The 23,128-nt window shown below is 51.9% G+C and carries 27 protein-coding genes; 20 read left to right on the top strand and 7 right to left on the bottom strand.

The window, feature by feature from the left end:
* The first annotated feature begins 28 nt into the window (after positions 1 to 28).
* Positions 29 to 274, top strand: a complete 246-nt coding sequence (locus G548_RS0107305; protein WP_022793506.1) for a GlsB/YeaQ/YmgE family stress response membrane protein — start codon at positions 29 to 31, stop codon at positions 272 to 274.
* A 40-nt stretch (positions 275 to 314) separates the two neighbouring features.
* Here G548_RS0107305 and G548_RS0107300 read toward each other — a convergent pair whose 3' ends face one another.
* The 3 genes from G548_RS0107300 to G548_RS0107290 all read right to left on the bottom strand — a co-directional run bounded on the left by G548_RS0107300 (position 315) and on the right by G548_RS0107290 (position 3,091).
* Complete coding sequence (locus G548_RS0107300; RefSeq protein ID WP_022793505.1) at positions 315 to 1,172, bottom strand: alpha/beta fold hydrolase; 858 nt, start codon at positions 1,170 to 1,172, stop codon at positions 315 to 317.
* 138 nt (positions 1,173 to 1,310) lie between these two features.
* Entirely contained in the window at positions 1,311 to 2,387 is a 1,077-nt protein-coding gene (locus G548_RS0107295) for a branched-chain amino acid aminotransferase (RefSeq protein ID WP_156847916.1), read from the bottom strand.
* Positions 2,388 to 2,593: 206 nt separating this feature from the next.
* The gene (locus G548_RS0107290; protein WP_022793503.1) at positions 2,594 to 3,091 is read right to left on the bottom strand and encodes a sigma-70 family RNA polymerase sigma factor; all 498 of its coding nucleotides are present in this window, start codon (positions 3,089 to 3,091) and stop codon (positions 2,594 to 2,596) included.
* A gap of 256 nt (positions 3,092 to 3,347) precedes the next feature.
* Here G548_RS0107290 and G548_RS0107285 point away from each other — a divergent pair, with 256 nt between their 5' ends.
* From G548_RS0107285 to G548_RS0107225, 12 genes are all read left to right on the top strand, one after another.
* A complete protein-coding gene (locus G548_RS0107285) occupies positions 3,348 to 3,713 on the top strand; it encodes an ArsR/SmtB family transcription factor (RefSeq protein ID WP_022793502.1) in 366 nt (121 codons plus the stop codon).
* A 215-nt stretch (positions 3,714 to 3,928) separates the two neighbouring features.
* Positions 3,929 to 4,891 carry a thiamine pyrophosphate-dependent dehydrogenase E1 component subunit alpha gene (locus tag G548_RS0107280; protein ID WP_027847262.1) on the top strand — a complete coding sequence of 321 codons (963 nt, stop codon included), beginning with the start codon at positions 3,929 to 3,931 and terminating at the stop codon, positions 4,889 to 4,891.
* Positions 4,892 to 4,912: 21 nt separating this feature from the next.
* The gene (locus G548_RS0107275; RefSeq protein WP_022793500.1) at positions 4,913 to 5,938 is read left to right on the top strand and encodes an alpha-ketoacid dehydrogenase subunit beta; all 1,026 of its coding nucleotides are present in this window, start codon (positions 4,913 to 4,915) and stop codon (positions 5,936 to 5,938) included.
* 15 nt (positions 5,939 to 5,953) lie between these two features.
* Complete coding sequence (locus G548_RS0107270) at positions 5,954 to 7,255, top strand: dihydrolipoamide acetyltransferase family protein (protein ID WP_022793499.1); 1,302 nt, start codon at positions 5,954 to 5,956, stop codon at positions 7,253 to 7,255.
* Positions 7,256 to 7,269: 14 nt separating this feature from the next.
* Positions 7,270 to 8,655 carry a dihydrolipoyl dehydrogenase gene (gene lpdA / locus G548_RS0107265; protein ID WP_022793498.1) on the top strand — a complete coding sequence of 462 codons (1,386 nt, stop codon included), beginning with the start codon at positions 7,270 to 7,272 and terminating at the stop codon, positions 8,653 to 8,655.
* A gap of 82 nt (positions 8,656 to 8,737) precedes the next feature.
* Complete coding sequence (locus G548_RS0107260; RefSeq protein ID WP_022793497.1) at positions 8,738 to 9,679, top strand: sugar-binding transcriptional regulator; 942 nt, start codon at positions 8,738 to 8,740, stop codon at positions 9,677 to 9,679.
* A gap of 256 nt (positions 9,680 to 9,935) precedes the next feature.
* Positions 9,936 to 10,358 carry a transcriptional regulator GutM gene (locus G548_RS18735; RefSeq protein WP_022793495.1) on the top strand — a complete coding sequence of 141 codons (423 nt, stop codon included), beginning with the start codon at positions 9,936 to 9,938 and terminating at the stop codon, positions 10,356 to 10,358.
* Positions 10,346 to 10,906 (top strand): PTS glucitol/sorbitol transporter subunit IIC, encoded by a 561-nt coding sequence (gene srlA, locus G548_RS0107245; protein ID WP_022793494.1) that lies wholly within the window; start codon positions 10,346 to 10,348, stop codon positions 10,904 to 10,906. Before G548_RS18735 ends, srlA begins: the two co-directional genes overlap by 13 nt.
* 34 nt (positions 10,907 to 10,940) lie before the next feature.
* On the top strand, positions 10,941 to 11,975 hold the full coding sequence (srlE, locus tag G548_RS0107240) for a PTS glucitol/sorbitol transporter subunit IIB (RefSeq protein WP_022793493.1): 1,035 nt from the start codon (positions 10,941 to 10,943) through the stop codon (positions 11,973 to 11,975).
* 61 nt (positions 11,976 to 12,036) lie between these two features.
* Positions 12,037 to 12,405: a PTS glucitol/sorbitol transporter subunit IIA gene (locus G548_RS0107235; protein ID WP_156847917.1), complete on the top strand. Its 369-nt coding sequence runs from the start codon at positions 12,037 to 12,039 to the stop codon at positions 12,403 to 12,405.
* 22 nt (positions 12,406 to 12,427) lie between these two features.
* Positions 12,428 to 13,720: an NAD(P)H-dependent oxidoreductase gene (locus G548_RS0107230; RefSeq protein ID WP_022793491.1), complete on the top strand. Its 1,293-nt coding sequence runs from the start codon at positions 12,428 to 12,430 to the stop codon at positions 13,718 to 13,720.
* A gap of 99 nt (positions 13,721 to 13,819) precedes the next feature.
* Complete coding sequence (locus G548_RS0107225) at positions 13,820 to 14,167, top strand: hypothetical protein (RefSeq protein WP_022793490.1); 348 nt, start codon at positions 13,820 to 13,822, stop codon at positions 14,165 to 14,167.
* 42 nt (positions 14,168 to 14,209) lie between these two features.
* Here G548_RS0107225 and G548_RS19160 read toward each other — a convergent pair whose 3' ends face one another.
* A complete protein-coding gene (locus G548_RS19160; RefSeq protein WP_156847915.1) occupies positions 14,210 to 14,422 on the bottom strand; it encodes a hypothetical protein in 213 nt (70 codons plus the stop codon).
* Positions 14,423 to 14,704: 282 nt separating this feature from the next.
* Between G548_RS19160 and G548_RS0107220 the strand changes: the two genes are divergently transcribed.
* Positions 14,705 to 14,887 (top strand): hypothetical protein, encoded by a 183-nt coding sequence (locus tag G548_RS0107220; RefSeq protein WP_022793489.1) that lies wholly within the window; start codon positions 14,705 to 14,707, stop codon positions 14,885 to 14,887.
* Positions 14,888 to 14,932: 45 nt separating this feature from the next.
* Here the strand turns inward: G548_RS0107220 and G548_RS0107215 are convergent, their stop codons facing one another.
* A complete protein-coding gene (locus tag G548_RS0107215; RefSeq protein WP_022793488.1) occupies positions 14,933 to 15,295 on the bottom strand; it encodes a VOC family protein in 363 nt (120 codons plus the stop codon).
* Between the two features lie 7 nt (positions 15,296 to 15,302).
* On the bottom strand, positions 15,303 to 16,487 hold the full coding sequence (lhgO, locus tag G548_RS0107210) for an L-2-hydroxyglutarate oxidase (RefSeq protein WP_022793487.1): 1,185 nt from the start codon (positions 16,485 to 16,487) through the stop codon (positions 15,303 to 15,305).
* Between the two features lie 230 nt (positions 16,488 to 16,717).
* On the opposite strand from lhgO, the gene ytvA reads away from it, so the two are divergent.
* Positions 16,718 to 17,497: a YtvA family blue-light photoreceptor gene (gene ytvA, locus G548_RS0107205; protein ID WP_022793486.1), complete on the top strand. Its 780-nt coding sequence runs from the start codon at positions 16,718 to 16,720 to the stop codon at positions 17,495 to 17,497.
* Between the two features lie 40 nt (positions 17,498 to 17,537).
* On the opposite strand, the gene G548_RS0107200 is transcribed toward ytvA, so the two are convergent.
* Entirely contained in the window at positions 17,538 to 17,726 is a 189-nt protein-coding gene (locus tag G548_RS0107200; RefSeq protein WP_022793485.1) for a CsbD family protein, read from the bottom strand.
* Positions 17,727 to 17,832: 106 nt separating this feature from the next.
* Between G548_RS0107200 and G548_RS0107195 the strand changes: the two genes are divergently transcribed.
* From G548_RS0107195 to G548_RS0107170, 5 genes are all read left to right on the top strand, one after another.
* Positions 17,833 to 18,810 (top strand): 2-hydroxyacid dehydrogenase, encoded by a 978-nt coding sequence (locus G548_RS0107195; RefSeq protein ID WP_022793484.1) that lies wholly within the window; start codon positions 17,833 to 17,835, stop codon positions 18,808 to 18,810.
* Between the two features lie 548 nt (positions 18,811 to 19,358).
* Entirely contained in the window at positions 19,359 to 20,318 is a 960-nt protein-coding gene (locus tag G548_RS0107185; protein ID WP_022793482.1) for a 2-hydroxyacid dehydrogenase, read from the top strand.
* Positions 20,319 to 20,406: 88 nt separating this feature from the next.
* Entirely contained in the window at positions 20,407 to 21,612 is a 1,206-nt protein-coding gene (nagA, locus tag G548_RS0107180) for an N-acetylglucosamine-6-phosphate deacetylase (protein WP_022793481.1), read from the top strand.
* Positions 21,609 to 22,364 (top strand): glucosamine-6-phosphate deaminase, encoded by a 756-nt coding sequence (nagB, locus tag G548_RS0107175; protein WP_022793480.1) that lies wholly within the window; start codon positions 21,609 to 21,611, stop codon positions 22,362 to 22,364. The genes nagA and nagB overlap by 4 nt, the downstream gene beginning before the upstream one ends.
* 27 nt (positions 22,365 to 22,391) lie before the next feature.
* On the top strand, positions 22,392 to 23,114 hold the full coding sequence (locus tag G548_RS0107170; RefSeq protein WP_022793479.1) for a GntR family transcriptional regulator: 723 nt from the start codon (positions 22,392 to 22,394) through the stop codon (positions 23,112 to 23,114).
* Positions 23,115 to 23,128 lie beyond the last annotated feature (14 nt).

Below are 23,128 nucleotides of genomic sequence, written 5' to 3'. Positions count from 1 at the left end.
ACGAGATAACGAAAGGAGAGTCAATGTAATGGGATTTATACTATTTCTTATCGTCGGCGGCCTGATTGGCTGGCTTGCCGGTTTAATACTGGGCAAGGACATCCCGGGCGGCATTTTGGGTAACATTATTGCAGGTATTATTGGTGCCTGGATCGGCGGGGCCATCTTTGGTTCCTGGGGACCGGTCATCGGCAGTATTGCGATTTTCCCGGCGTTAATCGGTGCGATTATTTTCGTCGTAATTCTAAGCTTTATTTTAAAAGCGATCCGCTAAACCATAAACGAAGCCGTCCTTTTACCGGGGCGGCTTCGTTTTATGACAGGGCGCGGTTTTTACTGATCTGCTGAAGAGCTGTATTGATGCCGAGCACCTCTGTCGCGATATGGCCCATGCCGGGAAATGTTTCAAGGGCGGAACGCTCGATATGGTTGGCAAGATAGACTGCATGCCGGAGGGGGATAATTTCGTCTTCCTCTCCCGCCCAGATATAAGCCGGCGTATCGATGTTTTCCAAATGGTAGGCCCATGGCGTCATCAGCGTCTGGAGGTCCCGGAGGAAGCCTTCCGCAGAATGGGCGGATTCCTGGACCGCAAATCTCCATTTATCCAGAATAAACGGAGTCACATATTGCTGTTCTTCTTTGGAAAGCTGCTCGGACTCCGTCTGGAAGATCTTATCCTCCATATTCGTCTGTTCCCACCGGCTGCGCAGTAGCTCCGGCGCTTCCTGAATCGTCTGCAGCGGTGCTTTTAAGGAGGTATCGAGCAGGCGAAACAATTCAGGGTCCTCTGTGGGGCCGAGCGAACCGACCAAATGGAGCTCGCTGATTCGTCCCTTCAAAAGACTGGTGCTGGTCGCTGCGTAAGGGCCTCCGCAGCCGACCCCGATTAAGGAGCAGCGCTGAATTTCAAAATGATTCATTACTTCATCGATGTCCTTGGAAAACTGCAGAAAGGTACCATGAGGATCGGGAGTGGAAAGACCGTAGCCCGGGCGGTCAACAGAAATAATACGAAGAGAGTTGGAAGCAGCAGCTTCTTCTCCGATTGCGGCTTCAAGCCGGGAGCTTCCGACTCCGTGTACATAAAGGACAGGTGTTCCGTCCGGATCACCGAACATAGCAATACTAAGCATACGGCCATCGCGTAAAGAAAGCGCTAATTGTTTCAATCGTCCCCTCCTCCTCTTTCCGTGCGGTATCACTTGTAAATGATGTGTAGGTATATTTTAGCATACAATAAGAAAAACGGAAGAATTTCATTCAGAATAAAACGGCCCTCCGTGATGGAGAGCCGTTGTTTATTACTATTATACGGTGCGGGTCCAGTGTAGGACGTCTTCCTGATCCCCGGTTTGAATACCGGTGATTGTATCGTACAGCTGTTTGGCAAGAGGTCCAGTTTCTTCATTATTGATTTTGTAGGTCTGGGCGTCCCAGCGCAGCTTGCCTACTGGAGAAATGACCGCCGCTGTGCCTGTGCCGAAAATTTCCTCCAGAGTGCCTGCTTCATACGCAGTACGTATTTCTTCCATGTCGATGCGGCGCTCTTCCACAGGAATATCCCAGTAATGCAGGAGTTCGATGACGGAGTCACGGGTAATTCCTTCAAGAATGCTTCCATTCAGCGCAGGCGTTACAACCTTCCCGCTGATTTTAAAGAAAATATTCATGCTGCCGACCTCTTCAATATAGCGCTGCTCTACGCCGTCGAGCCACAGCACCTGGTCGTAGCCGGCGCTTCCGGCCTGCTCCTGGGCCTTCAGGCTGGCCGCATAGTTACCGGCCGTTTTAGTGAAGCCGACGCCGCCGCGGACACTGCGGACGAATTCGTTTTCCACATAAATGCTGACCGGCTTCATGGCATCTCCGCCGCTGCCGTAGTAGGAGCCGACAGGAGTTAAAATAATCAGAAGCTTGTAGGAGGAGGATGGCTTCACGCTGAGACTTGCTTCCGTCGCAATCACAAATGGGCGGATGTACAATGACTGTCCCTCGCCGCGGGGAATCCAGTCACGCTCAAGTGAAACGAGCTCCTTTAAAGAATCTATCAATAACTGCTCGTCGACCTCCGGAATACTCATCCGGCGGTTGGACTGGTTCAGGCGTTCGAAGTTTTTTTCCGGGCGGAAAAGCATAATATTGCCGCCCGAGTAATAGGCCTTCATCCCTTCAAATACAGCCTGGCCGTAATGAAAAACAAGACTGGAAGGGTCCATGGTAAGCGGCTGGTACGGCACAATTCTTGGGTCAATCCAGCCCTCTCCCTCAACATAATCCACAACAAACATGTGATCGGTAAAGTTTTTCCCGAAAGCGAGCTGAGAGAAATCCGGCTTCGTTTTCGGAGATTTTGTACGTTCAATGGTCAATGACTCAGCCACAATAACATCACTCCTATGTATTTATCGTTCCATTTATTTCTCTACTGGTAACAGCATTTAAATTGTATCATACAAAGAAAAGTTCTATCCACTTGCAAACCGGCTACAAGCGCTGTCCACCTTCTGGTTAGAAAAGCTTTCTCCACCTGTCGCCGGTGGTGGAGAAAGCTGGACAGCGAAAAAACTCGAGCCGGTGAAGAATAAGGCTATTAATCCGGCTGCTCTTCTTCAGCGTATGCACGGAGCTTGCGCAACGCGGATTTCCGCCATGATTTGACTGTAGAAGCCGCTACCCCGTGTTTTTCGGCAATATCACGTATGGGAAGGGAATGGACGGCGAATTCGGTGAGCCAGGTTCGTTCCCGTTCTGAAAGAAGGGGGAAATAAGCTTCAAGCTCAAAGCGGTCCTCCATTTCCGACGACTGCTCAAAGGGCCGGTGGTCATCAAACAGCTGATGCCGCTCGGAAAACCGGACTTCTTTGCGGAGCATCATCAGCATCTCCCCGCGCACAAGCATAAAAGCGTATCCCGGAAAAGCACCTTTTTCGGGAGAAAAGGTAGAGTATGCCTTCCATAACCCTACATATCCGGCCTGCATATATTCCTCCTGCTGCTGATAAATGCGGAGGCGTGTAATCATACGTTTGACGAGCGGAGTGTATTTTTCATATGCTTCTTCAAATGAAGCAGGTATCGTATCAGTCAATGGTCTCTCCTGTGAAGCCGCGCGGTTCTTATTTATTCCATGGTAGACTCAGCATATATAAAGACGGGGAATGCTGCCGGCGCGCTATGTATGGATAAACCTTGCACAATGCGTTGTATTATAGAAAGGGACAAAGATTCCAAACTATAGGCAAAGTGCAGCCGGTATATGAAAAAATAAAGCAGATCGGTTGAAAGCAGATAAAGAAAGCGTACAATTGAAATAAGAATGATTACGATCAGGCAGGTGAATAGAAATGCCAAATGAAGACAAAGAAGTACAGGCAAACGTGGAATGGATTCAGCAGCAGATTCAGGAGCGGTCGCTTGATATCATGACAGACATGCTGAAGGGGCTCGCTGACGGCAAGCGGATGCAGATCGCCCAGGCGCTGGCCCTGACACCGGAATTGAGTGTACATAGTATTGCCGAAGTGATTGACTCCTCCATTGCAACGGCGTCCCATCACCTCCGTTACATGCATAAGCTGGGGCTGACGAAGTTCCGGAAGGAAGGAAGAACCGTATACTATTCCCTTGATGATGAACATGTGAGACAGGTGGTGGAGCTCGTCGTCAGCCACCAGGCAGAAATTATAGAACGGCAGGGAAAAGAGGCGTAGCGGCGTCTCTTTTTTTATTTGCAGTAAACAAATGTTTACAGAAAATACAATTGCAAAAACCAGCTGAATTTATGAAAGCGGAAACAATATCTTAAAATCAACGATAATTTACAAATGTTTAGTTGACGAACGAATGAAATGAGGCTATTATGTTTACAAAGGTTATAATATAGAACAAATGTAAAGGAGGCGTTATTGTGACGCAGGCAGACTGGATGTGGGAAGAGCCAAAAGAAAAGCTGGTCGACTGGCTCGAGCAGATGTGGACCGTCCGCTGGTTCGATGAAAAAGTAGATGAATTTTTCGCTAAAGGCATGATACACGGCACGACCCATCTATGCGTGGGACAGGAGGCTTCGGCCGTGGGTGTATGTGCGATGCTTGAAGATAAAGACAAGATTACGAGTACTCACCGGGGCCATGGGCACTGCATCGCTAAGGGGGCAGACCCGGACCGGATGATGGCAGAGCTGTTTGGCCGGGAAACCGGCTACTGTAAGGGCAAAGGCGGCTCCATGCATATTGCGGATGTTGAAAAAGGCAACCTGGGCGCAAATGGTATCGTCGGAGGCGGGATTCCTTTAGCTGTAGGAGCAGCACTCACATCAAAGATGCGCCAGGAAGGCTATATTACCGTCTGTTTCTTCGGAGACGGGGCGGCAAATGAAGGCAGCTTTCACGAAGCAGTGAACCTGGCCGCTATTTGGGATCTTCCGGTCATCTTTGTCTGCGAAAACAATCAGTACGGCATGTCAGGCCCGGTAAAGGATATGGTGAAAATCGAAAATATTGCCGACCGTGCGTCCGGCTACGGCATCCCAGGGCATGTCGTTGACGGAAATAATCTTCCCGAGGTAATGACGGTCATGAAAGAAGCTGTGGAGTATACAAGAAACGGGAGCGGCCCGGTCCTTATCGAGGCGAAAACCTACCGGTGGAAGGGCCACTCCAAAAGCGATGCTAAAAAATACCGGACAAGAGAAGAAGAAAAAGAATGGAAGGACAAAGACCCGATACGCTTTTTCCAGGATGCCTTGATTGAGCGGGGCATCATTACCGAAGAAGAAGCAGATACGGTGAAAAAAGACACTAAGGCACGTATCGAACGATCAGTGGAATTTGCGGAACAGAGCCCCGAACCTTCTGCGGACACGCTGCTTGAGGATGTATACGCTTAATACAGAAAGGAGTGCCTGACGATGCAGTCGAGCGCAGTAAATTCTTCAAATAACAAGGAAACGACACGGAGCATTACCTTTGCTGAAGCCGTCCGCGAAGCGCTGTCGCAGGAAATGCGGGAGGACCAGGATGTTTTTATTCTCGGGGAGGATATCGGGGTCTACGGCGGTGCCTTTGGCGTCACCCGCGGAATGATTGAAGAGTTCGGCCCGGAACGTGTACGTAACACTCCGATTTCCGAAGCGGCAATCACTGGTGCTGCAATCGGCTCGGCGCTCACGGGTATGAAGCCGGTCGTCGAGCTGCAGTTTTCGGATTTTATTACAATTGCGATGGATCAGCTGGTCAACCAGGCAGCGAAGCTCCGGTATATGTACGGCGGCAAAGGCAATGTGCCAATGGTGCTGCGGACGCCTTCAGGCTCCGGAACCGGAGCTGCAGCCCAGCATTCACAGAGTCTGGAAGCCTGGGTAGCCCACGTTCCCGGCTTAAAGGTAGTGCAGCCCTCGACAGCTTCAGACGCAAAAGGGCTGTTAAAGGCCGCTATTGCTGATCCGAATCCTGTAATCTTTTACGAACACAAATTATTGTACAAAACACAGGAGCACGTACCGGAGGAGGCGTATACGATTCCTCTTGGAGAGGCGGACGTAAAGCGTGAAGGCACAGACGTGACGATCGTTGCGACCGCTGTGATGGTGCATAAAGCACTCGAGGCAGCAGAGAAGCTGGCAGAGGAAGGAATTGACGTGGAAGTGATTGACCCGCGGACGCTCGTACCGCTCGATGAGAAGACGATCGTGGATTCCGTCAAAAAAACCGGAAGGGTGATCGTCGTGCATGAAGCCGTCAAAAGAGGCGGATACGGCGGTGAAATCGCCAGCATGATCGCAGAAAGCGAAGCCTTTGATTATCTGGATGCCCCTGTTCGCCGGCTCGGGGCGCTGCCGATTCCTGTGCCATATAATCCGGCACTCGAAAAAGCAATGGTTCCGCAGATGGATGATATTATGCAGGCGGCGCGCGACAGCGTCCACCGCCGGTAAAGGAGGGCAGCATTCATGGCGAAGGAAGTATTTATGCCCAAATTAAGCAGCACAATGGAAACCGGAACGCTTCTGCAGTGGTTTAAGCAGGAAGGAGACCCGGTGGAGGTCGGAGAGCCGCTGCTTGAGGTAATGACCGATAAAATAAATATTGAAGTAGAAGCCTATGAAGAAGGCGTCCTGCTGAAACGGTACTACGACGAAGATGAAGAGGTGCCGGTAAACGGCATTGTCGGCTATATTGGCGAAGAGGGCGAGCAGGTGCCGGAGGAAAGACCGGGAACCGAAGATAAATCAGAGCCGGAAAGCATTCGGGAAACGCCGGCCCAAACAGCGGCGGAGCAGACAGCGGGAACTGAAAAAGTGGAAGGCGTGCGTGCCACACCGGCAGCACGGAGGCTCTCACGGGAGAGCGGCGTAGAGCTGTCGCTGGTGCAGGGGAGCGGAGCGAAAGGGCGTATTCACGCTGCGGATGTTCACGCGGCTGCAGACAAGCAGCACGTGCGCAGTACGCCGCTTGCGAAAAAAGAAGCACAGGCAAATAGCGTAGACCTGTCTGCCGTGAAAGGAAGCGGAAGCTACGGCAAAATCAGACGGGCCGATGTCACTTCGCAGTCCGCAGAAGAGGAGCTTCGCTCCGAGCCGCTCCAGGGCGTACGGAAAGTGGTTGCAGAGCGTATGCAGCAGAGCGCGGGCGAGGTTCCGCACGTGACGCTTCACACCGAAATTGACATGGAAGCTGCCATGGAACTGCGCACCCAGCTGCTTCCAGTAATTGAAAAGCAGACCGGCGAGCGGCTGTCGGTGACAGAGCTGTTGATGCTTGTAGGCAGCCGGGCGCTTCAAAAGCATCCGGCCGTTCATGCCTCCATGACAGACAACCGGATTACAAAGCAGTCGTCTGTGCATATGGGGCTCGCTGTAGCCACGGACCGGGGGTTGCTGGTGCCGGTAATCCGCAATACAGAAACAAAGGGACTCGCAGAATTAGTTGCTGAAACCAAACAGACAGCGGCCGCGGCCCGCAACGGTACCCTCCCCGGCAAAGAGCTTTCGGGAAGCACGTTTACGATTAGTAATTTGGGAATGTATGCGGTGGATCACTTCACCCCGATTATTAATCAGCCGGAAGCGGCTATTCTCGGTGTTGGGCGCATGCAGGAAAAGCCGGTGGTCATAGACGGGGAAATCGCAGTGCGCCGGATGATGGCAGTAAGCCTGTCCTTTGATCACCGTATTATAGACGGAGCTCCGGCGGCTGCATTTTTAACAGATTTTAAACAAATGCTTGAACAGCCGTATCAGCTGTTTGTCTAAAAGGAGGTGGACCGATGGAAACGTTTGACCAGGTAATTGTCGGCGGAGGGCCGGCAGGCTATGTAGCTGCGCTCCGGGCTTCGGGCCTTGGCCAGTCCACCGCCCTCGTGGAGGAGCGCGAGCTCGGGGGCACATGCCTGAACCGGGGATGCATACCGTCTAAAACACTTCTGCAGAGCGCAGAAGCAGTAAACTACGTACGAAACGCTTCAAAATACGGGATCCAGGTGGAAGGCTTTCATCTGCGCTACGAAGAGATGCTTGAGCGGAAGAACCAGGTGATTCAGCAGCTCCGCCAGGGTGTTCAGTCGCTGATGAAAAAAGGCCGCATCCAGGTATTTCAGGGGCGCGGGGCGGTTCATTCGAATAAAAAGGTGACGGTCACCGGCACGGACGGAAAGGAAACAGTGGTGGCCGGAAGAGCGGTAATCATTGCTTCCGGCTCCGTGCCGGCGGTTCCTCCTATTCCGGGCCTTGAAGAGAGCGAGTATTACACGAGCGACACCATTTATGAACGCCATTCACTTCCGGCATCGATGACCATTGTCGGAGGAGGATTTATTGGTACTGAATATGCCTGTTTGTATCAGTCGCTTGGCGTGCAGGTGACGGTTGTTGAAGCAGCTGAACGACTGATCCCGCAGGAGGATGAAGACGCTGCAAAAATGCTGGCCGGGGCGTTGGAAGAGGCAGGGGTGACTATTCTTGCCGGCACCTCGGTTACTTCTGTCAAGCAGCAGGGAGAGCAGGCAGTCGTCAGTGTGCAGGACGCCTCCGGGAACAGCCGGCAGCTTACCACAGATCTGCTGCTCATCTCCACCGGACGTGCGCCGGTTATCGCTGCTGCTGAAGATCTCCATTTACGTATGGACGGCCGTTTCGTAGCGGTTGATGGTTCTATGCAGACATCAGTGCCGGGAATTTATGCTGCAGGAGACATTGTCGGCGGCTGGCAGCTTGCCCATGCGGCAAGTGCCGAGGGCGTTATTGCAGCGGAGCATGCTGCAGGCGCGGCTCCTTCCATGGATCTCTCGCTCGTGCCGCGGTGCATTTACACCTTTCCGGAAATAGCCTCGGTCGGGCTGTCCGAGCAGGAGGCAAAGCAGATGTACAGCGATGTTAAAGTAAAAACTGTGCCGCTGCGGGGCAACGCCAAAGCAATGACGATGGGAGAGTCCCGGGGCTTTGTTAAAATCATTTCCCGGGAAATGTTCGGTGAAATTCTCGGAGTGGTGATGGCCGGCCCGCATGTTACCGAAATGATTGGAGAGCCCGCAGCCTATATCCATCTGGAGGGCACAGCTGAAGAATGGAGCAGTCAGGTGCATGCGCATCCGTCGCTCTCAGAAGCAATGTTTGAAGGGGCATCTGCGCTTGTCGGACGTCCGATCCATCAATAAAAAGCGATGTAAGCGTATATAGTTTTTTGGCAGGGAGTGATATACTGGCATCAGATGAATTTATGGAATAGAGGGAAGAATTATGCTCAACTGGGAAGAAAAAAGAGAAACCGTAAAAGTAGCAAAGCTGTATCATTTTGACGGATGGACCCAGGCGCAGATCGCCAAAAAGCAGGGCGTTTCCCGCCCGGTCATTTCCAAAATGCTGCAGCGGGCCCGGGATGAAGGCATTGTTGAAATATATATTAAAGATGAAAGTGTGCATACCGTCGACCTGGAGCAGAAGCTTGAAAAAAAGTACGGGCTGAAAGAAGCGGTGGTTGTCTCAACGACAGGATTCACACCTGATCTCGGTAAACGCCTGATCGGAAAAGCGGCCGCTTCCTATGTGGCCAAGAGATCGGAGCAGGTAAAGCGGATCGGCATTTCCTGGGGCACAACGCTTCGCTCACTGATTGAAGAGTATCCGTACGTCGAGCATCGAGACATTCAGATTACGCCGCTGATCGGAGGAATGGGAAACAAATACGTGCATCTGCATTCCAATCAGCTGGCGTTTCACTTTGCGCAGAAAATGAATGCCTCCTGCTCGTATCTGTATGCCCCGGCCATGGTCGAAACCGACGACCTGAAGGAACGCCTCGTACAGTCCAAGGACATTGCCCAGGTGCTTGAGGAAGGCAGGAACGTAGAGCTTGCCCTCGTTGGCCTCGGCAACCCGCTGCAGCATTCCACAATGGAAACGATGGGATACCTGCAGGAGGAAGATATCGTCACGCTCCGAAAAGCCGGAGCAGTCGGAGACATCAGCTCGAAGTTTTTCGACGCCCTCGGCCACGGCGTGGATCACCCGATCAACAACCGGGTCATTGGCCTCACGCTTGAGGAAATCAAAAGTATTCCCGAAGTCGTCGGCGTAGCCCAGGGGTCCCATAAAGTTCTCGGTATTGAAGCTGCATTAAAGGGCGGCTATCTGGATGTGCTGATCGTGGATAATCAAATTGCAGAAGCCTTAACCGAATAACGTGCGCCTGGCTCCTGTCAAAGGAGCCATTTTTTTATGCCAATAAAGCCGTTGGCATATTTTTTTAATATATGTATGAACAAATGTGTAATTAAGAACATATGTAAAATAAAAGAAATAATTGCCAATTATTCCGGGAAACCCGCACAAAAATAAATTTTTAAAATATCTGAAAAATAGATTGACGGCTGTATGAAAACGCTTTAATATGGTTACAAAGGTTACAAGTTGTTACAAATGTAAAGGAGGGGTGAGGATGTGGGGTTATTTTATCGCTGCGTTTGTCGTCATATGGCTGATTCAATTTTATCTGACCTTCCGCCAGATGAAATACTATAACAACATGATTGCTTCGATGGGCAGACGCCCTTCAGGATATCTCGGTACAGGCATTGATAAACGCCTGCTTGGCATTGGCACGGTGCTTCTGCTCGTAACCAATGAGGCAGGAACGGTGATCGATGCCAGGATTATGAGAGGAGTGACGGTGTTCGCCAGATTCGCCGAAGCGCCGGAGCTGATGGGTGAAAGCATCCATGACTTAAAAAAACAGTGGGAGGCCGAAGGCGCTGCCGGGAAAAAGAAGCATCCGAAGCGGGCTCATCTGATGGCAGCCCAGCAGATTCTTGCAGAACAAAAGCGTAAACACAAAAAGGGGGATAACAAATGGATTTCTTAGTAACGCTCGCAGAAGGCTTTATCGGCATGTTCCAGGCAGGCGGTGAAACGTTTGTCGGGCTCGTTACAGGTATTATTCCGACACTCATATGTTTAATTCTTGCCGTGAACGCCATGATTAAATTCATCGGCGAAGAACGGATTTACTCGCTGGCCCAGAAGAGCACCAAATATTTCTTTCTCCGCTATACGCTGTTTCCGGTCCTGGCCGTGTTTTTCTTAACCAACCCGATGTGCTACACCTTTGGACGCTTCCTGCCGGAGCGTCAGAAGCCGGCGTTTTACGACTCTGCCGTATCGTTTGTGCATCCAATTACCGGTTTGTTTCCTCACGCGAACCCGGCCGAGCTTTTCGTCTACACAGGAATATCAGCAGGTATTACAACACTTGGTCTGTCTGCCGGCCCGCTTGCTATCCGCTTCTTTATTGTCGGTCTGATCGTTATATTAATCCGCGGCGTGGTAACCGAATGGATCACCGCCATTATGCTCAGACGTCAGGCAGCTAATACAGAAGATGGTTCCACGGAAAAAAGCGCCAGCGCATAAATGAAAATTTAAAAGAAAAAGCGAGGGAAGAATAATGGCTGAATATAAACCGGTAGAGGTAACGAAGGGAAGAGGCGGCTGGGGAGGCCCGCTCGTCATTCATCCAAATGATCAAAAAAGGTATATTATGTCGGTAACCGGCGGCGGTATTCACCCCGTCGCCGAGCGCCTGGCGGAGCTCTCAGGCGGCGAAGCGGTGGATGGGTTCAAAGCCTCCTATGATAAAGAAAACATCGCCGCAGCGGTTATTGACTGCGGGGGCACCGCACGCTGCGGGGTCTACCCGAAAATGGGCGTGCTGACGGTCAATATTCACGGCACGTCACCGGCCGGGCCGCTGGCGCAGTATATTAACGAAGAGAATTTTGTCTCGGGTGTAGCTGAAAGAGACATGAAGGCTATCAGTGAGGACGAGGTGCCGGCTGCCGAAGCGGAAGCAGAGGACAAAGCTTCCCCGTACAGCTCCTTGATGGACCGGGACGTGGCCAGGCAGGTTAAAGACGACGCAAAAATGAAAGCAAAGGGAACGGGGCCGAAAAAGGCAAATATTATCGAACGTATCGGCCGTGCCGTCGGGAACGTGGTAAGCGTCTTCTTCCAGGCGGGGCGTGAAACGATTGATACAGTCATCCGGAACATTCTCCCGTTTATGGCTTTTGTCAGTACGATTATCGGGATTATCACATTCACCGGCATTGGTGACCTGATCGCAAACTTTGTATCGCCGCTTGCCAGTAATATTTTCGGGCTGCTGCTTTTATCCTTTATATGTGCGATTCCAATTTTATCTCCGCTGCTCGGTCCTGGTGCTGTTATTGCCCAGGTGGTCGGGGTGCTTATCGGTACCCAGATTGGCATGGGAAACATTCCGCCGGCGATGGCGCTTCCAGCTCTTTTCGCCATTAATCCGCAGGTGGGGGCGGACTTTGTACCGGTTGGCCTGACGCTCGGCGAGGCGGAGCCGGAGACCATTTCCGTCGGCGTACCGGCCGTCCTGTTTTCAAGGGTTATTACCGGCCCGCTTGCCGTTGTGATCGCTTATCTTTTCAGCTTCGGCCTGTATTCATAAAAATAAAAACGGCGGGCACGTGCTGCCCGCTCTGTATTTCTTAGGAGGAGTGACCGTGCAGATGAAAACAGAGGTATTTACAGCCACCGTAGTCGGCATTGGAGAGGACGCCCAGATGCTGATGGACGATGGCATGATGATTTTATTCAACGAAACAGCCCCCAAGGATTTGTACGACATCAGCTTTGTGCATAACGCCGAAGGGTTAAACGGGGATCTGGAAGCCGGGGATGAGCTGGTCATTGACGGAGAAGTGTTTTCCCTGACGTTTGTTGGCGGTAAAGCGAACGAAACGCTGCGGGATCTCGGGCATGCGACCTTTCAGTTTAACGGGGAGACAAATTCAGATCTCCCGGGGACGGTCTGTATAGAAGCCAAACCGCTGCCTGCGATACAGGTGGGAAGCACCATCGTATTTCGTAAAAAATAAAGCTGGATAGGAGTGGAGAGCAATGATAGGAATTAACCGGAAGCTGCAGGCGCTCGAAAAAGAGGGCCGCTACATTAAGGTGGGTCTTGTCGGCGCCGGCCAGATGGGACGCGGCATGATCGCGCAGATTGAAAACATGAAGGGCATGCGGGTTGTCATTACCGCGGACATAAATGAAGATAACGTCATTAACGCATACGGGCATGCCGGCATTGAGCGGGGAAATATTGTTTCTACTAACGATAAAGAAGAAGCCTCGCAGGCTATCCGCATGAACAAAGTGGTGGCTTCCACCAAAGCACTGCTCGTATGCGCACTCGAGGAAGTGGACGTTGTCGTGGATGCGACCGGGGTGCCGAACATTGGAGCAGAAATTGCCTGGAACGCGATTTTGAGCCGGAAGCATATCGTCATGCTGAACGTCGAGGCGGATGTTACTGTCGGGCCGCTGCTGAAGCGGATGGCGGATGCAAGCGGCGTTGTATACACCGGGTCGGCAGGAGACGAGCCGGGAGCGATTATGGAGCTGTACGATTTTGCCGATGCAATTGGCTTTGAGGTGGTGGCGCTTGGTAAAGGCAAAAACAACCCGTTAAATGTTGAAGCGAATCCCGACACCGCAGCAGCGGAAGCCAGAGAGAAGGGATCGAGCCCAAAAATGCTTGCCTCCTTCCAGGACGGCACGAAAACGATGGTGGAGATGAATGCTGTGGCGAACGCCACCGGCTTTGTGCCGGAGAAGCCGGGCATGAACGGCTTCGAAGCCGGGGTCGCCGATCTGCCGGAGCTCTTCCAGCTGCGGGAGCAGGGAGGCAAAGTCGACAAACAGCATATTGTGGAATACATTAACGGCATCGCCCCGGGCGTGTTTGCCATCGTTGCTTCTGACATGGAGGAAGTGAACGCGGAAATGAAATATTTAAAAATGGGAGACGGACCAAACTACGTGCTGTACCGGCCGTATCACCTTACGAGCCTGGAAACGCCGCTTTCTGTGGCACGGGCGTTCCTGGACGGCCAGGCGACGATCGCTCCCGACGCCGGCCATATTGCTGAAACAGTGGCTGTGGCGAAGCGCGATCTGGAGGTGGATGAGCATCTGGATTCGATTGGCGGCTTCACCATTTACGGCACGGTAATGGAAGCCCGGGAAGCAAAGGAAAAAGGGGCGCTTCCAATTGGCCTGGTGGACAAAAATGTACGAATGACCCGTGCTGTAAGAAAAGGGGAGGTTATTACGTACCAGGACGTGGAGCAGACAGTAGAATCAACGATCTGGCGTCTTAGGAAAATGCAGGATCACGAGTGGAAATAAATTGAGAAGGAAGCGCTGCTGAAATTAGCGGCAGCTTCTTTTTACGTCTTCAAATCGTGGTATAATAAAAGAGCAATAAGTAAAGGAGGGGCTGAAGCGATGAAAAAACGTAAGGAGCTTATTTACTTACAGTGCGCTCATTGTAAGGAAGAGACGCCCCACAACGTGGAATATATTAATGGGGATGTGTACAGCATGGAATGCCGCACGTGCGGCCGGGAGCTCACACTAAACCGTGATATTATGAAGGAATGGTACAGCGAAGTGTATGACCGCGTGACTACGAAGCCTACTCGTTTAACAGAGGAGTACAAGGAAAGCAGAACTCCGTTTGTCGTACGGATGCCGTTCCGGCTGGCAAGCAAGCCCTACCGGCTGATGCGGGATTTAAATGATACCCAGAAAACCCTGCGCTATTATAAAAATAAACAAAAGAAATCTTCCTGACCACGCGCGAGTGGGAAGGAAGATTTTTTATGAACAGAGATATCATCCACTGACGAGTTGTTTCCGGGGCGTGGGTGCTGCTTCGTATGCGCGGTTGAACTCCAGCAGAGGACAATCCGCGCAGGCTTCTGACACTCCCGTGCACGTAGCAACAGAGTCAAACACGCCGTCTTTATAAACGTAGGATAATTCGTGAAGCACCCTTTGTTTTGTGATCGAGCAGTAAATAACCTGACGCGACATGGAGTAATCCATCGTATTTCACTCCCTCGGCGTATAATAAATAACATGAATAAGAGCGGTATATACTAATTGACTTAAAGACTATGTACCCGCAACGGCGTTAAAGAAAACCAGAGGTTATAAGCAGATAGTCATAAGCGGGGAAAGTTTACACCGGGCGGTATGCGGGAAAATAATATCTCTGACAGCCCATTTAACCTTAAACAAACAACCAGTAGACAGAGACGACGTATATAAACAGATGAAAAACACTACGGCTGCATAAAGAGAGGGAAGAGAAAAGGGGGAGCATCCATGAAACAAAGGTATATGCTGATTGCAGTAGACCAGGACGGCCATGAGATTTCACTAAAGAATTATAAAGGCCGTGAGGCGAAAGAGGAATTAATCTTGGAAGGAAAAGACTGCGCAACGACAATGTATGAGCAATTAAAGGAAGAGCTGCACCCAAACTCGGTGAAAATGCTCAGTCTGTAAAGCTGATATTAGAAGCCCCCGGCGGTAAATGCCGGGGGCTTTTTACTACCTTTCAATCAGTTCGATGCGGTTGCCAAACGGGTCCTCCGTATAAAAGCGGGGAGAGCCGTTCAGCGGCTGTTCGGGCTTTACGGGCCAGTTAAACTCCTGCAGGCGTTCTCTGGCAAGCTCGAGGCTGTGCACGCGGAGCGCCGGATGGGCCTTGCGGGCCGGAGAAAACGGCTCTTCGACACCAATATGAACCTCGAGGCCGCCGCAGTCAAACCAAACACCGCCTCGTTTGGCTAGATCTTCGGGCTTTGGTATCTCGGGCATGCCGAGGATGGTATGAAAAAAGTGGCGGGCTTGTTCCTCGCTTTCCGGCGGGGCAGCAAGCTGTACATGATCAATACCGGTAAACAATGTCATAAGAGAGTCATCCTTTCACTTTTCGGGCTATCGTTTTTCCGATTTCAAGCGAAGCTGTTGCCGCGGGCGACGGGGCATTTAATACGTGCAGGCTGCGGGCTCCTGTAATGAAAAAGAAGTCGTCCATCAGCGTCCCGTCTTCCTGAAGGGCCTGGGCGCGCACCCCTGATTCGCCAGGTACAAGCTCATCGGCTGTAAGAGAAGGAATCAACTGCTGCAGCTCTGCGGTAAATGCCTGCTTCGAAAACGAACGCACGTATTCCCGCGCTCCTTCCTTCCAGTACCGGGAAGCAAGCTTCATCAGTCCGGGGGACCGGAGGTGCTCCCAGGCCTCTGCCGGATTTACAGCCATTTTTCCGTATCCTTCCCGCTCGAAGCTTAATACGGCATTTGGTCCGGCCTCTACGCCGCCCTGGCTCATACGGGTGAAATGAACGCCGAGAAAAGGAAAGGCCGGATCCGGTACCGGATAGACGAGCCAGGAGACTTTGTGTTCCGCCTCCGGAGCAAGGGTGTAGTATTCCCCGCGGAACGGGACAATACGGACATCTGTATGGTAACCGGCCATGCGGGCAATTTTATCACTGTGCAGCCCGCCGCAGTTGATGAGCTTCCGGCCGGTAAAGGTCTGGTCCGGGGTAGTGACGCTCACGCTCTGTTCGGCTTCCTGAATTTGTTCGGCCTGCTGTCCGATCAGGATATCACCGCCCCGTCTGCGGATTTCGGCCGCAAGAGCCTGGGCCACCTCGCCGTAGTCGACGATGCCGGTTTCGGGCACAAGCAGCGCGTGCTGGGCGCTTACGTACGGCTCTCTTTCTGCAAGCTCTTCAAGCGACAGGTAGCGCGGCTGCAGGCCGTTTTGTCTGCCGCGTTCATAGAGCTTCCGCAGCTGCAGTAATTCATTTTCGTCCCTGGCGGCAATGATCTTCCCGCAAATAGTATAGTCAACCCCGTGCTGGTCGCAGAAAGCAGCGAGCGATTTCCGTCCCTTTTCTGTAAGAACAGCCTTCAGGCTCCCGGGGCGGTAATAGATGCCGGAATGAATAACGCCGCTGTTCCGGCCTGTCTGATGCGAGGCCAGATGGGATTCTTTTTCTAAAACGACTACTCCGGCGCCGGGTTCTTCTTCAAGCAGCGCATAGGCTGCAGCAAGTCCGATGATTCCGCCGCCGATAATGATATAATCGTACATATCGAAGCTCCTTTAAACGACAATTTTTTCACAGAAACTGCTTACGCACTGCATACCCGTTTTTTTTAAACTTACAACGGGAGCAATTTCTTTAAAATCGTGTCTCTATTATAATGGAAAAAGAATGTACCGGGAGAAGAAAATTGGAAGTTTACAGCGCAGTATAAAAAAGGAATAGCAGATATGAGGTACATAATAAACACTTGAACTGGGAAAGGGCTGCACGCGTCATGGATGAGTTTAACGATGATGTCTTGGAAAACTCGTTAATTTTAAAAGCGATCGATCATTCGAAGGTCGGACTGGTTATTACAGATCCGAACAAGGAGGATAACCCTATCGTTTATGTAAACCGGGGCTTTACCGATGTTACCGGTTACACATATGAAGAAAGCGTAGGGTACAACTGCCGGTTTCTCCAGGGGGAAAACCGGGACGAGCGGGCAATAGAAAATATGAAACGGGCCGTGGCTGCCCGGGAGGAATACGTCCTTGAGCTCGAAAATTTCAAAAAAGACGGCACGCCGTTTTGGAATGAAATTTACATTGAGCCCATTTATATGGAGAACCGTCTGTATTTTCTTGGCGTCCAGCGCGACATCACCCGGCAGAAAAAATACGAAGACGACCTGGACAGAAGCGAACGCCAGGTAGACCGGCTCTCAACGCCAATCGTGCCGATCACAGAAAAGATCTCTGTGCTACCGGTGATTGGGGATTTGTCCTATGAACGGTTTGAAATGATCTTTCACAAGATTTCTGAAACGTACGGGAACATTCATTATGAAAAACTGATTCTCGATCTTTCCGGCATGGACGAGTATGACGAACAGGTGGCCGACGGCATTATGAATCTGCATCATCTGCTCCGCCTGCTTGGCTCGGAGCTGATTGTGACCGGGATCAGGCCGGAGCTTTCAATGGCGTTCACGTCGCAGAACATTTCGCTTTCCTATCTGCGGACGGCCGCTACGGTGAAGGAAATGCTGCAGGAGCTCGGAATATCGTAAAAAGCCGGAATGCTTAGGATTCCGGCTTTACCAATACTGCTTATTTTTCCTCGTTCTGCCTCTTGGCGTCGCCGGCTTTGTTCTGCACTTCGCCTTTTACCTTATCTTTCTTGGCGTCGCGCTGCATTTTCGGATCGTCCTTGGCATTGCCTGCCTGATCCTTTGCTTCACCTTTTACTTTATTAACAGCGCCCTTTACTTTATCGCTGAAGCCTTTTTTATCTGCCATAAATGAATACCTCCTGTATTAGGTTCGTACTGGGACCATTCCCGGTGAAGCCCGGGATAAAACAAATGCTTCAACAAAAAATACGTACGCAAAGGAGCATATCTGCATGTCTGTTATTATTGCCTATACGAATCCCCCGGAGCATGTCCGGAAGTACCTGGAAGAAAACGCAGAGCTTCATGTGATCCGTCCGAATAAAGAACGCGAAAAATTTATGGAGGTGCTGCCAAAAGCAGAGGCGCTTATCGGAGCGGGTCTTCCGGTGGATCAGGAGCTGCTGGAGCAGGCACCGGAGCTTCGGGTAGTAAGTAATGCTTCAGCCGGCGTGGATAACCTCGACGTCGGTCTGCTGACAGAGCATGGTATTGTGGTCACAAACACTCCGTCGGCGGTTGTTGATACGATGGCAGACACAATGTTTGGGCTGATGATCGGCGCTTCCCGGCGGCTGATGGAGATGCATGAACTTGTCAAAAGCGGCCAATGGGACCGGAACGCACCGAAGGAGTGGTTCGGCTTGAACGTTCACCATAAAAAGCTCGGCATCATTGGCATGGGCGGCATCGGAAAAGAAATCGCCCGCCGCGCAAAGGAAGGCTTCCGGATGGAGGTCAGCTACTATAACCGTTCACGGCACGAACAGGCAGAAAAAGAAACCGGTGCCGTCTATGAACAGCTCGATGATCTGCTCGCTTCGTCAGATATGGTAATGGTCCTGCTGCCGTTAACCAGGGAAACAAAGCATATGATCGGTGCAGAGGCCTTTCGGAAAATGAAATCTACAGCGGTATTTCTAAACGGCGGGCGCGGGTCTGTCGTGGATGAACAGGCGCTGATCAACGCCCTTCAGGAAAAAGAGATTTTCGCGGCAGGCCTTGATGTGTTTGAAGAGGAGCCGCTGCCATCGGACCATCCATTTTTCACGATGCCTGAAGTGACGCTGCTTCCTCATATTGGCACCGGCACGACAGAAACCCGGGAAGCTATGTACATGGAGGCTGCAGAGCAGTGCGTAAAGGCCCTTAAAGGAGAAAAACCGGAAGCGCTCGTCAATGAAAAGGCCTGGGGCAAAGGCAGCCAGTAGGCGTACGGGGAACATGGAGGAGGCGGTTTTTGGACATAAGAAGAACCGCCCTCTGTGTGCGAGAACGGCTGTCTTTTCAGCGTTTATATGAGCGCTTCATAATTTCAGCGCTTTTGTTTGCGGTTTTTCCACCATTTTCGTACATACGGATAAACAAAAGGTCCAACTTTGACAGCCATTTTAATTAATTTTCTCATAGTAGTTAACGTCCTCCATCTTCAAATTCTTATTTAACAGTTACCCTGTTGAAGGACGTTGTAATCATGAAGTTCGGCTTCAGCTGCTTTTGCGCTTACGGAATTTCCGCTTTGCGGCCTGCTTTGGTTGTTTGACCTGCTGTTCTCCGTTTTTGACAGCGTCTTCCTGCATACGTTTGCGGGCTTCAATAAATAACATGAAAATGCCCCTTTCTTTTGAATATTGTACAGGGACTATTCCCAGGATGAAACGAAGATAAAACATCGTTTTAAAAGAAAATGAGTGTATAAAGGAGAAAACAGTGAACAATCAGTGAAAATCACTGAAAATGGAGCGAAAGGAGAATATGTATGGAAAAACCAATAGTCGTGGCCTACAACCGGGTCAGCAGAGAAGCCCGTGAAAAATTAGCAGCAGCGTGTGATGTCCGTTACTTCGAACGCAGCGAAACGCTCGACGATCCTGCGTTCCGCGAAACGATGGCTGCGGCTGAAGCCATTATCGGTATCGAATATGAAATCGATGCAGCGTTTCTGGAACAGGCCCCTCATCTCCGTATTGCCGCCAACGTCTCTGTTGGCTACGATAATCTGGATCTGGAGGCTTTAAACGCCCGGGGCGTATATGCCTCCAATACGCCGGAAGTATTAAACGACACGACCGCAGACGCTATTTTCGGCCTGATGCTGGCGGCAGCCAGACGCATTCCGGAAACCGACCGCTACGTGAAAGACGGAAGGTGGCAGAATACGCTCCCGGACGATTATTTTGGGGTGGATGTGCACCACCGGAAGCTCGGCATTATCGGCATGGGGCGGATCGGGGAGGCTATTGCCAAACGGGCCCATTTTGGCTTTGACATGGACGTTTTATATTATAACCGTTCGCGAAAGCGCGAAGCGGAGGAAAAATACGGGGCAAAATGGACAGCACTTGAGCCGCTGCTCGAGCAGTCGGATTTTGTCTGCACGATGACGCCGCTCACAGAGGAGACGTACCATTTAATGGACGAAGCAGCGTTTCGCCGGATGAAGTCGTCTGCTGTATTTATTAATGGGTCGCGGGGAGGCGTGGTGAATGAAGAGGCGCTTGTCGAAGCGCTCCGGAACCGGTGGATATGGAGTGCCGGTCTGGATGTATTTTCGGAGGAACCGGTTCCTTCCGATCATCCACTGCTCGCGTTTTCGCATGTGGTTACGCTTCCGCATATCGGCTCCTTCACGGAAGAAAATGAAAACAATATGTCGCTTCGGGCAGCAGAAAACGTGCTGCAGGTATTAAATGGCCAGAAGCCTCAGGATCAGCTGTAAAGCAGGAGGGGGCTTCTGTTTTTCAGCATAATTGGTATAGACAACTATATTTTATACTGGTACGATATAGAAAAGGAGGGGACTCGTAGTGGAAGATACTATTATATATTCAGCGACTATTGTAAACGCAGACCGTACCTCAACCGGGCAGTTCATCTGGATCCGCGGGCAGGAGATTCACCGGACAGGAGACATGGACCGCCTGCAGGAGGTGCCGGAGGAAACACGCCGCGGGGCAGTTATGGTGGATGGTTCCCGGGGCTTCTTTATACCGGGAATGATTGATATGCATATTCACGGCGTGCAGGGAGCAGACGCAATGGACGGCAGCGCGGAGGCACTGGAAACGATGGCCCGGGTACTGCCGGCTGAAGGTACAACGACGTTTCTTCCCACTACGATCACCCAGAAGAGCGAGGATATTACAAAAGCCCTGGAAGCGCTCGCTGACCACCGGCGGTCCATGCCGGCGGCCGGGCAGGCGGAAATTGCAGGCGCGCACGTTGAAGGTCCTTTTTTTGAACCATCCAAAGCCGGGGCCCAGCCGGCTGAATTTATGGTTCCGGCCTCGGTGGATTTGTTTGAAACGTGGCGCCGTGCATCCGGCAATGCGATCCGGATTGTCTCCCTGGCTCCGGAGCATGACCCGGACTTTGCGCTGACTGCTCACCTGAAAAACATTGGCGTCGTCGCTTCTGCTGCACATTCGAATGCCTCTAAAGCGCTTGTAGACGAGGCAGCAGAGAACGGGCTTTCGCACATTACTCATCTGTACAACGGCATGAGCGGGCTGCATCACCGGGAGCCCGGCATTGCTGCTGCCGCGCTGTTAAACCCGGGTCTTACTGTTGAAATTATCGCAGACGGTGTCCACAGCCATCCGGATATGGTCAGGCTTGCCTATCAGGCAGCCGGGCCCGGCCGGCTCTGCGTCATTACGGATTCCCTGCGGGCTAAAAATCTGCCGGAAGGCTCGTACGATCTCGGCGGCCAGCAGGTAACGGTGGCCGGAGATAAGCCGTATCTGGCTGACGGCACGATTGCCGGCAGCATGCTAGCTATGGACCAGGGATTCCGCAACATTCAGGCGTTTACAGGGTGCAGCCGCGAGGAAGCAGTGCGCATGACCTCCTGGAACGCCGCTCATGAAATAGGACTTGCAGAGCGAAAAGGCAGCATTCAGGCAGGTAAAGATGCCGATATTGTCTGGATGGACGACAGTATGCACGTGCAGAAGGTCTGGTGCCGCGGGAGCGTCCCTGCGACTGAAAAGAAAGGAGAAGTGAAGCCGTGAAGCTTATCCGCGTGACTGACAGAGAAGCATTGAGCGTGCATGCGGCGGAAATGATCGCCGGGAGAGTGCAACAGAAGCCGGACAGTGTGCTTGGTCTTGCTACCGGCGGCACGCCGGAGGGCACGTACCAGCAGCTGAAGAAAATCTACGACCGCGAAAGCCTCGACCTTTCCCGGGTTACGACATTTAACCTTGATGAATATGCCGGCATGCCGGAGGACCATCCGCAAAGCTATCACGCCTACATGCAGCACAAAGTCTTTCAGCCGCTGCAGCTGCGTCCGGAACAAACGCATCTTCCGGACGGGACAGCCGTTGACCTGGAGCAGGAATGCAGGCGCTACGAACAGCAAATCGCTGCAGCGGGAGGCATTGATATGCAGCTTCTCGGCCTTGGCGAAAACGGACACATCGGATTTAACGAACCCGGCACCCCCTTTTCGAGCCGGACGCATGTGGTACAATTGAAGCCGTCAACCAGAGAAGCCAATGCCAGGTATTTTGAGCGTATCGAAGACGTGCCAAAGCAGGCGGTAACCATGGGGGTTGAAACCATTATGGAAAGCCGTGAGATTCTTTTGCTTGTATTCGGCAGACGTAAAAAAGAAGCACTTCTTCGCCTGTTGGACGGTGAGGTGCAGGAAGATTTCCCGGCTTCCGTACTGAAAAAGCACTCCAGCGTAACAGTGATTGCTGATGACGAAGCGCTGGAGGATGTGCCTGCAGAAGTGATGCGGCGATTTACCGGGTGAAAACGTGAAAACGGGAGGGTGCCGTATATGAAAATTAATAAAAAATCCCCGCTTCCAATCTATTACCAGATACAGGAAATGATCCGCGGAAAGCTTGAGAGCGGCGAATGGCCTCCGGGCTATATGCTTCCGTCCGAGCGTATTTTTGCTGAAGAATTTGATGTGAGCCGTATGACGGTCCGCCAGGCGGTCACAGAGCTTGTAAGCGAACAGCTGCTGACGAGGGAAAAAGGCAAAGGAACGTTTGTAGCTGAGCATAAGATTGAACAGATGCTTCAGGGCCTCACAAGCTTTACCGAAGATATGAAAGCGCGCGGCATGAAAGCAAGCAGCGAGCTGCAGCTGTTTCAAATGGAGGAAGCGGACGCGGCAACCGCCAGACTCCTTCAGCTGAAAGGCGGGTCGGTCTACCGGATGGAGCGGCTCAGGCTCGCCGATAATAAGCCGATGGCGCTTGAAAATTCCTATCTGCATGCAGAGATGTTTCCGGGGCTCGGCAAAGAAGCGGCCTCAGGCTCTATCTATAACCGGCTCGAGCAGGATTACGGCATTACGATCGGCTCGGCGGATCAGTCCCTTGAAGCTTCCCTTGCGTCAGAGCGCGAGGCAGAGCTTCTTGGCATCGCCCCGGGCGCCCCGGTGCTGTTAATTTCCCGGACTACCTACACTGCGGACGGAGAACCGTTTGAACATGTTATTTCCTCCTACCGCGGAGACCGGTATAAATTCCGGATTCACATGCCGCGGTAGGAGCGGCCGAAGCG

Source organism: Marinococcus halotolerans DSM 16375 (genome assembly GCF_000420725.1).
GTDB classification, from domain to species: Bacteria; Bacillota; Bacilli; order Bacillales; family Marinococcaceae; genus Marinococcus; species Marinococcus halotolerans.
This window is presented reverse-complemented; position numbering and strand designations above follow the sequence as displayed.

Coding starts and splice junctions, on each gene's coding strand:
- G548_RS0107305 (WP_022793506.1), top strand. CDS start 29: ATGGGATTTATACTATTTCTTATCGTCGGCGGCCTGATTGGCTGGCTT.
- G548_RS0107285 (WP_022793502.1), top strand. CDS start 3,348: ATGCCAAATGAAGACAAAGAAGTACAGGCAAACGTGGAATGGATTCAG.
- G548_RS0107280 (WP_027847262.1), top strand. CDS start 3,929: ATGTGGGAAGAGCCAAAAGAAAAGCTGGTCGACTGGCTCGAGCAGATG.
- G548_RS0107275 (WP_022793500.1), top strand. CDS start 4,913: ATGCAGTCGAGCGCAGTAAATTCTTCAAATAACAAGGAAACGACACGG.
- G548_RS0107270 (WP_022793499.1), top strand. CDS start 5,954: ATGGCGAAGGAAGTATTTATGCCCAAATTAAGCAGCACAATGGAAACC.
- lpdA (WP_022793498.1), top strand. CDS start 7,270: ATGGAAACGTTTGACCAGGTAATTGTCGGCGGAGGGCCGGCAGGCTAT.
- G548_RS0107260 (WP_022793497.1), top strand. CDS start 8,738: ATGCTCAACTGGGAAGAAAAAAGAGAAACCGTAAAAGTAGCAAAGCTG.
- G548_RS18735 (WP_022793495.1), top strand. CDS start 9,936: ATGTGGGGTTATTTTATCGCTGCGTTTGTCGTCATATGGCTGATTCAA.
- srlA (WP_022793494.1), top strand. CDS start 10,346: ATGGATTTCTTAGTAACGCTCGCAGAAGGCTTTATCGGCATGTTCCAG.
- srlE (WP_022793493.1), top strand. CDS start 10,941: ATGGCTGAATATAAACCGGTAGAGGTAACGAAGGGAAGAGGCGGCTGG.
- G548_RS0107235 (WP_156847917.1), top strand. CDS start 12,037: ATGAAAACAGAGGTATTTACAGCCACCGTAGTCGGCATTGGAGAGGAC.
- G548_RS0107230 (WP_022793491.1), top strand. CDS start 12,428: ATGATAGGAATTAACCGGAAGCTGCAGGCGCTCGAAAAAGAGGGCCGC.
- G548_RS0107225 (WP_022793490.1), top strand. CDS start 13,820: ATGAAAAAACGTAAGGAGCTTATTTACTTACAGTGCGCTCATTGTAAG.
- G548_RS19160 (WP_156847915.1), bottom strand. CDS start 14,422: ATGGATTACTCCATGTCGCGTCAGGTTATTTACTGCTCGATCACAAAA.
- G548_RS0107220 (WP_022793489.1), top strand. CDS start 14,705: ATGAAACAAAGGTATATGCTGATTGCAGTAGACCAGGACGGCCATGAG.
- G548_RS0107215 (WP_022793488.1), bottom strand. CDS start 15,295: ATGACATTGTTTACCGGTATTGATCATGTACAGCTTGCTGCCCCGCCG.
- lhgO (WP_022793487.1), bottom strand. CDS start 16,487: ATGTACGATTATATCATTATCGGCGGCGGAATCATCGGACTTGCTGCA.
- ytvA (WP_022793486.1), top strand. CDS start 16,718: ATGGATGAGTTTAACGATGATGTCTTGGAAAACTCGTTAATTTTAAAA.
- G548_RS0107200 (WP_022793485.1), bottom strand. CDS start 17,726: ATGGCAGATAAAAAAGGCTTCAGCGATAAAGTAAAGGGCGCTGTTAAT.
- G548_RS0107195 (WP_022793484.1), top strand. CDS start 17,833: ATGTCTGTTATTATTGCCTATACGAATCCCCCGGAGCATGTCCGGAAG.
- G548_RS0107185 (WP_022793482.1), top strand. CDS start 19,359: ATGGAAAAACCAATAGTCGTGGCCTACAACCGGGTCAGCAGAGAAGCC.
- G548_RS0107170 (WP_022793479.1), top strand. CDS start 22,392: ATGAAAATTAATAAAAAATCCCCGCTTCCAATCTATTACCAGATACAG.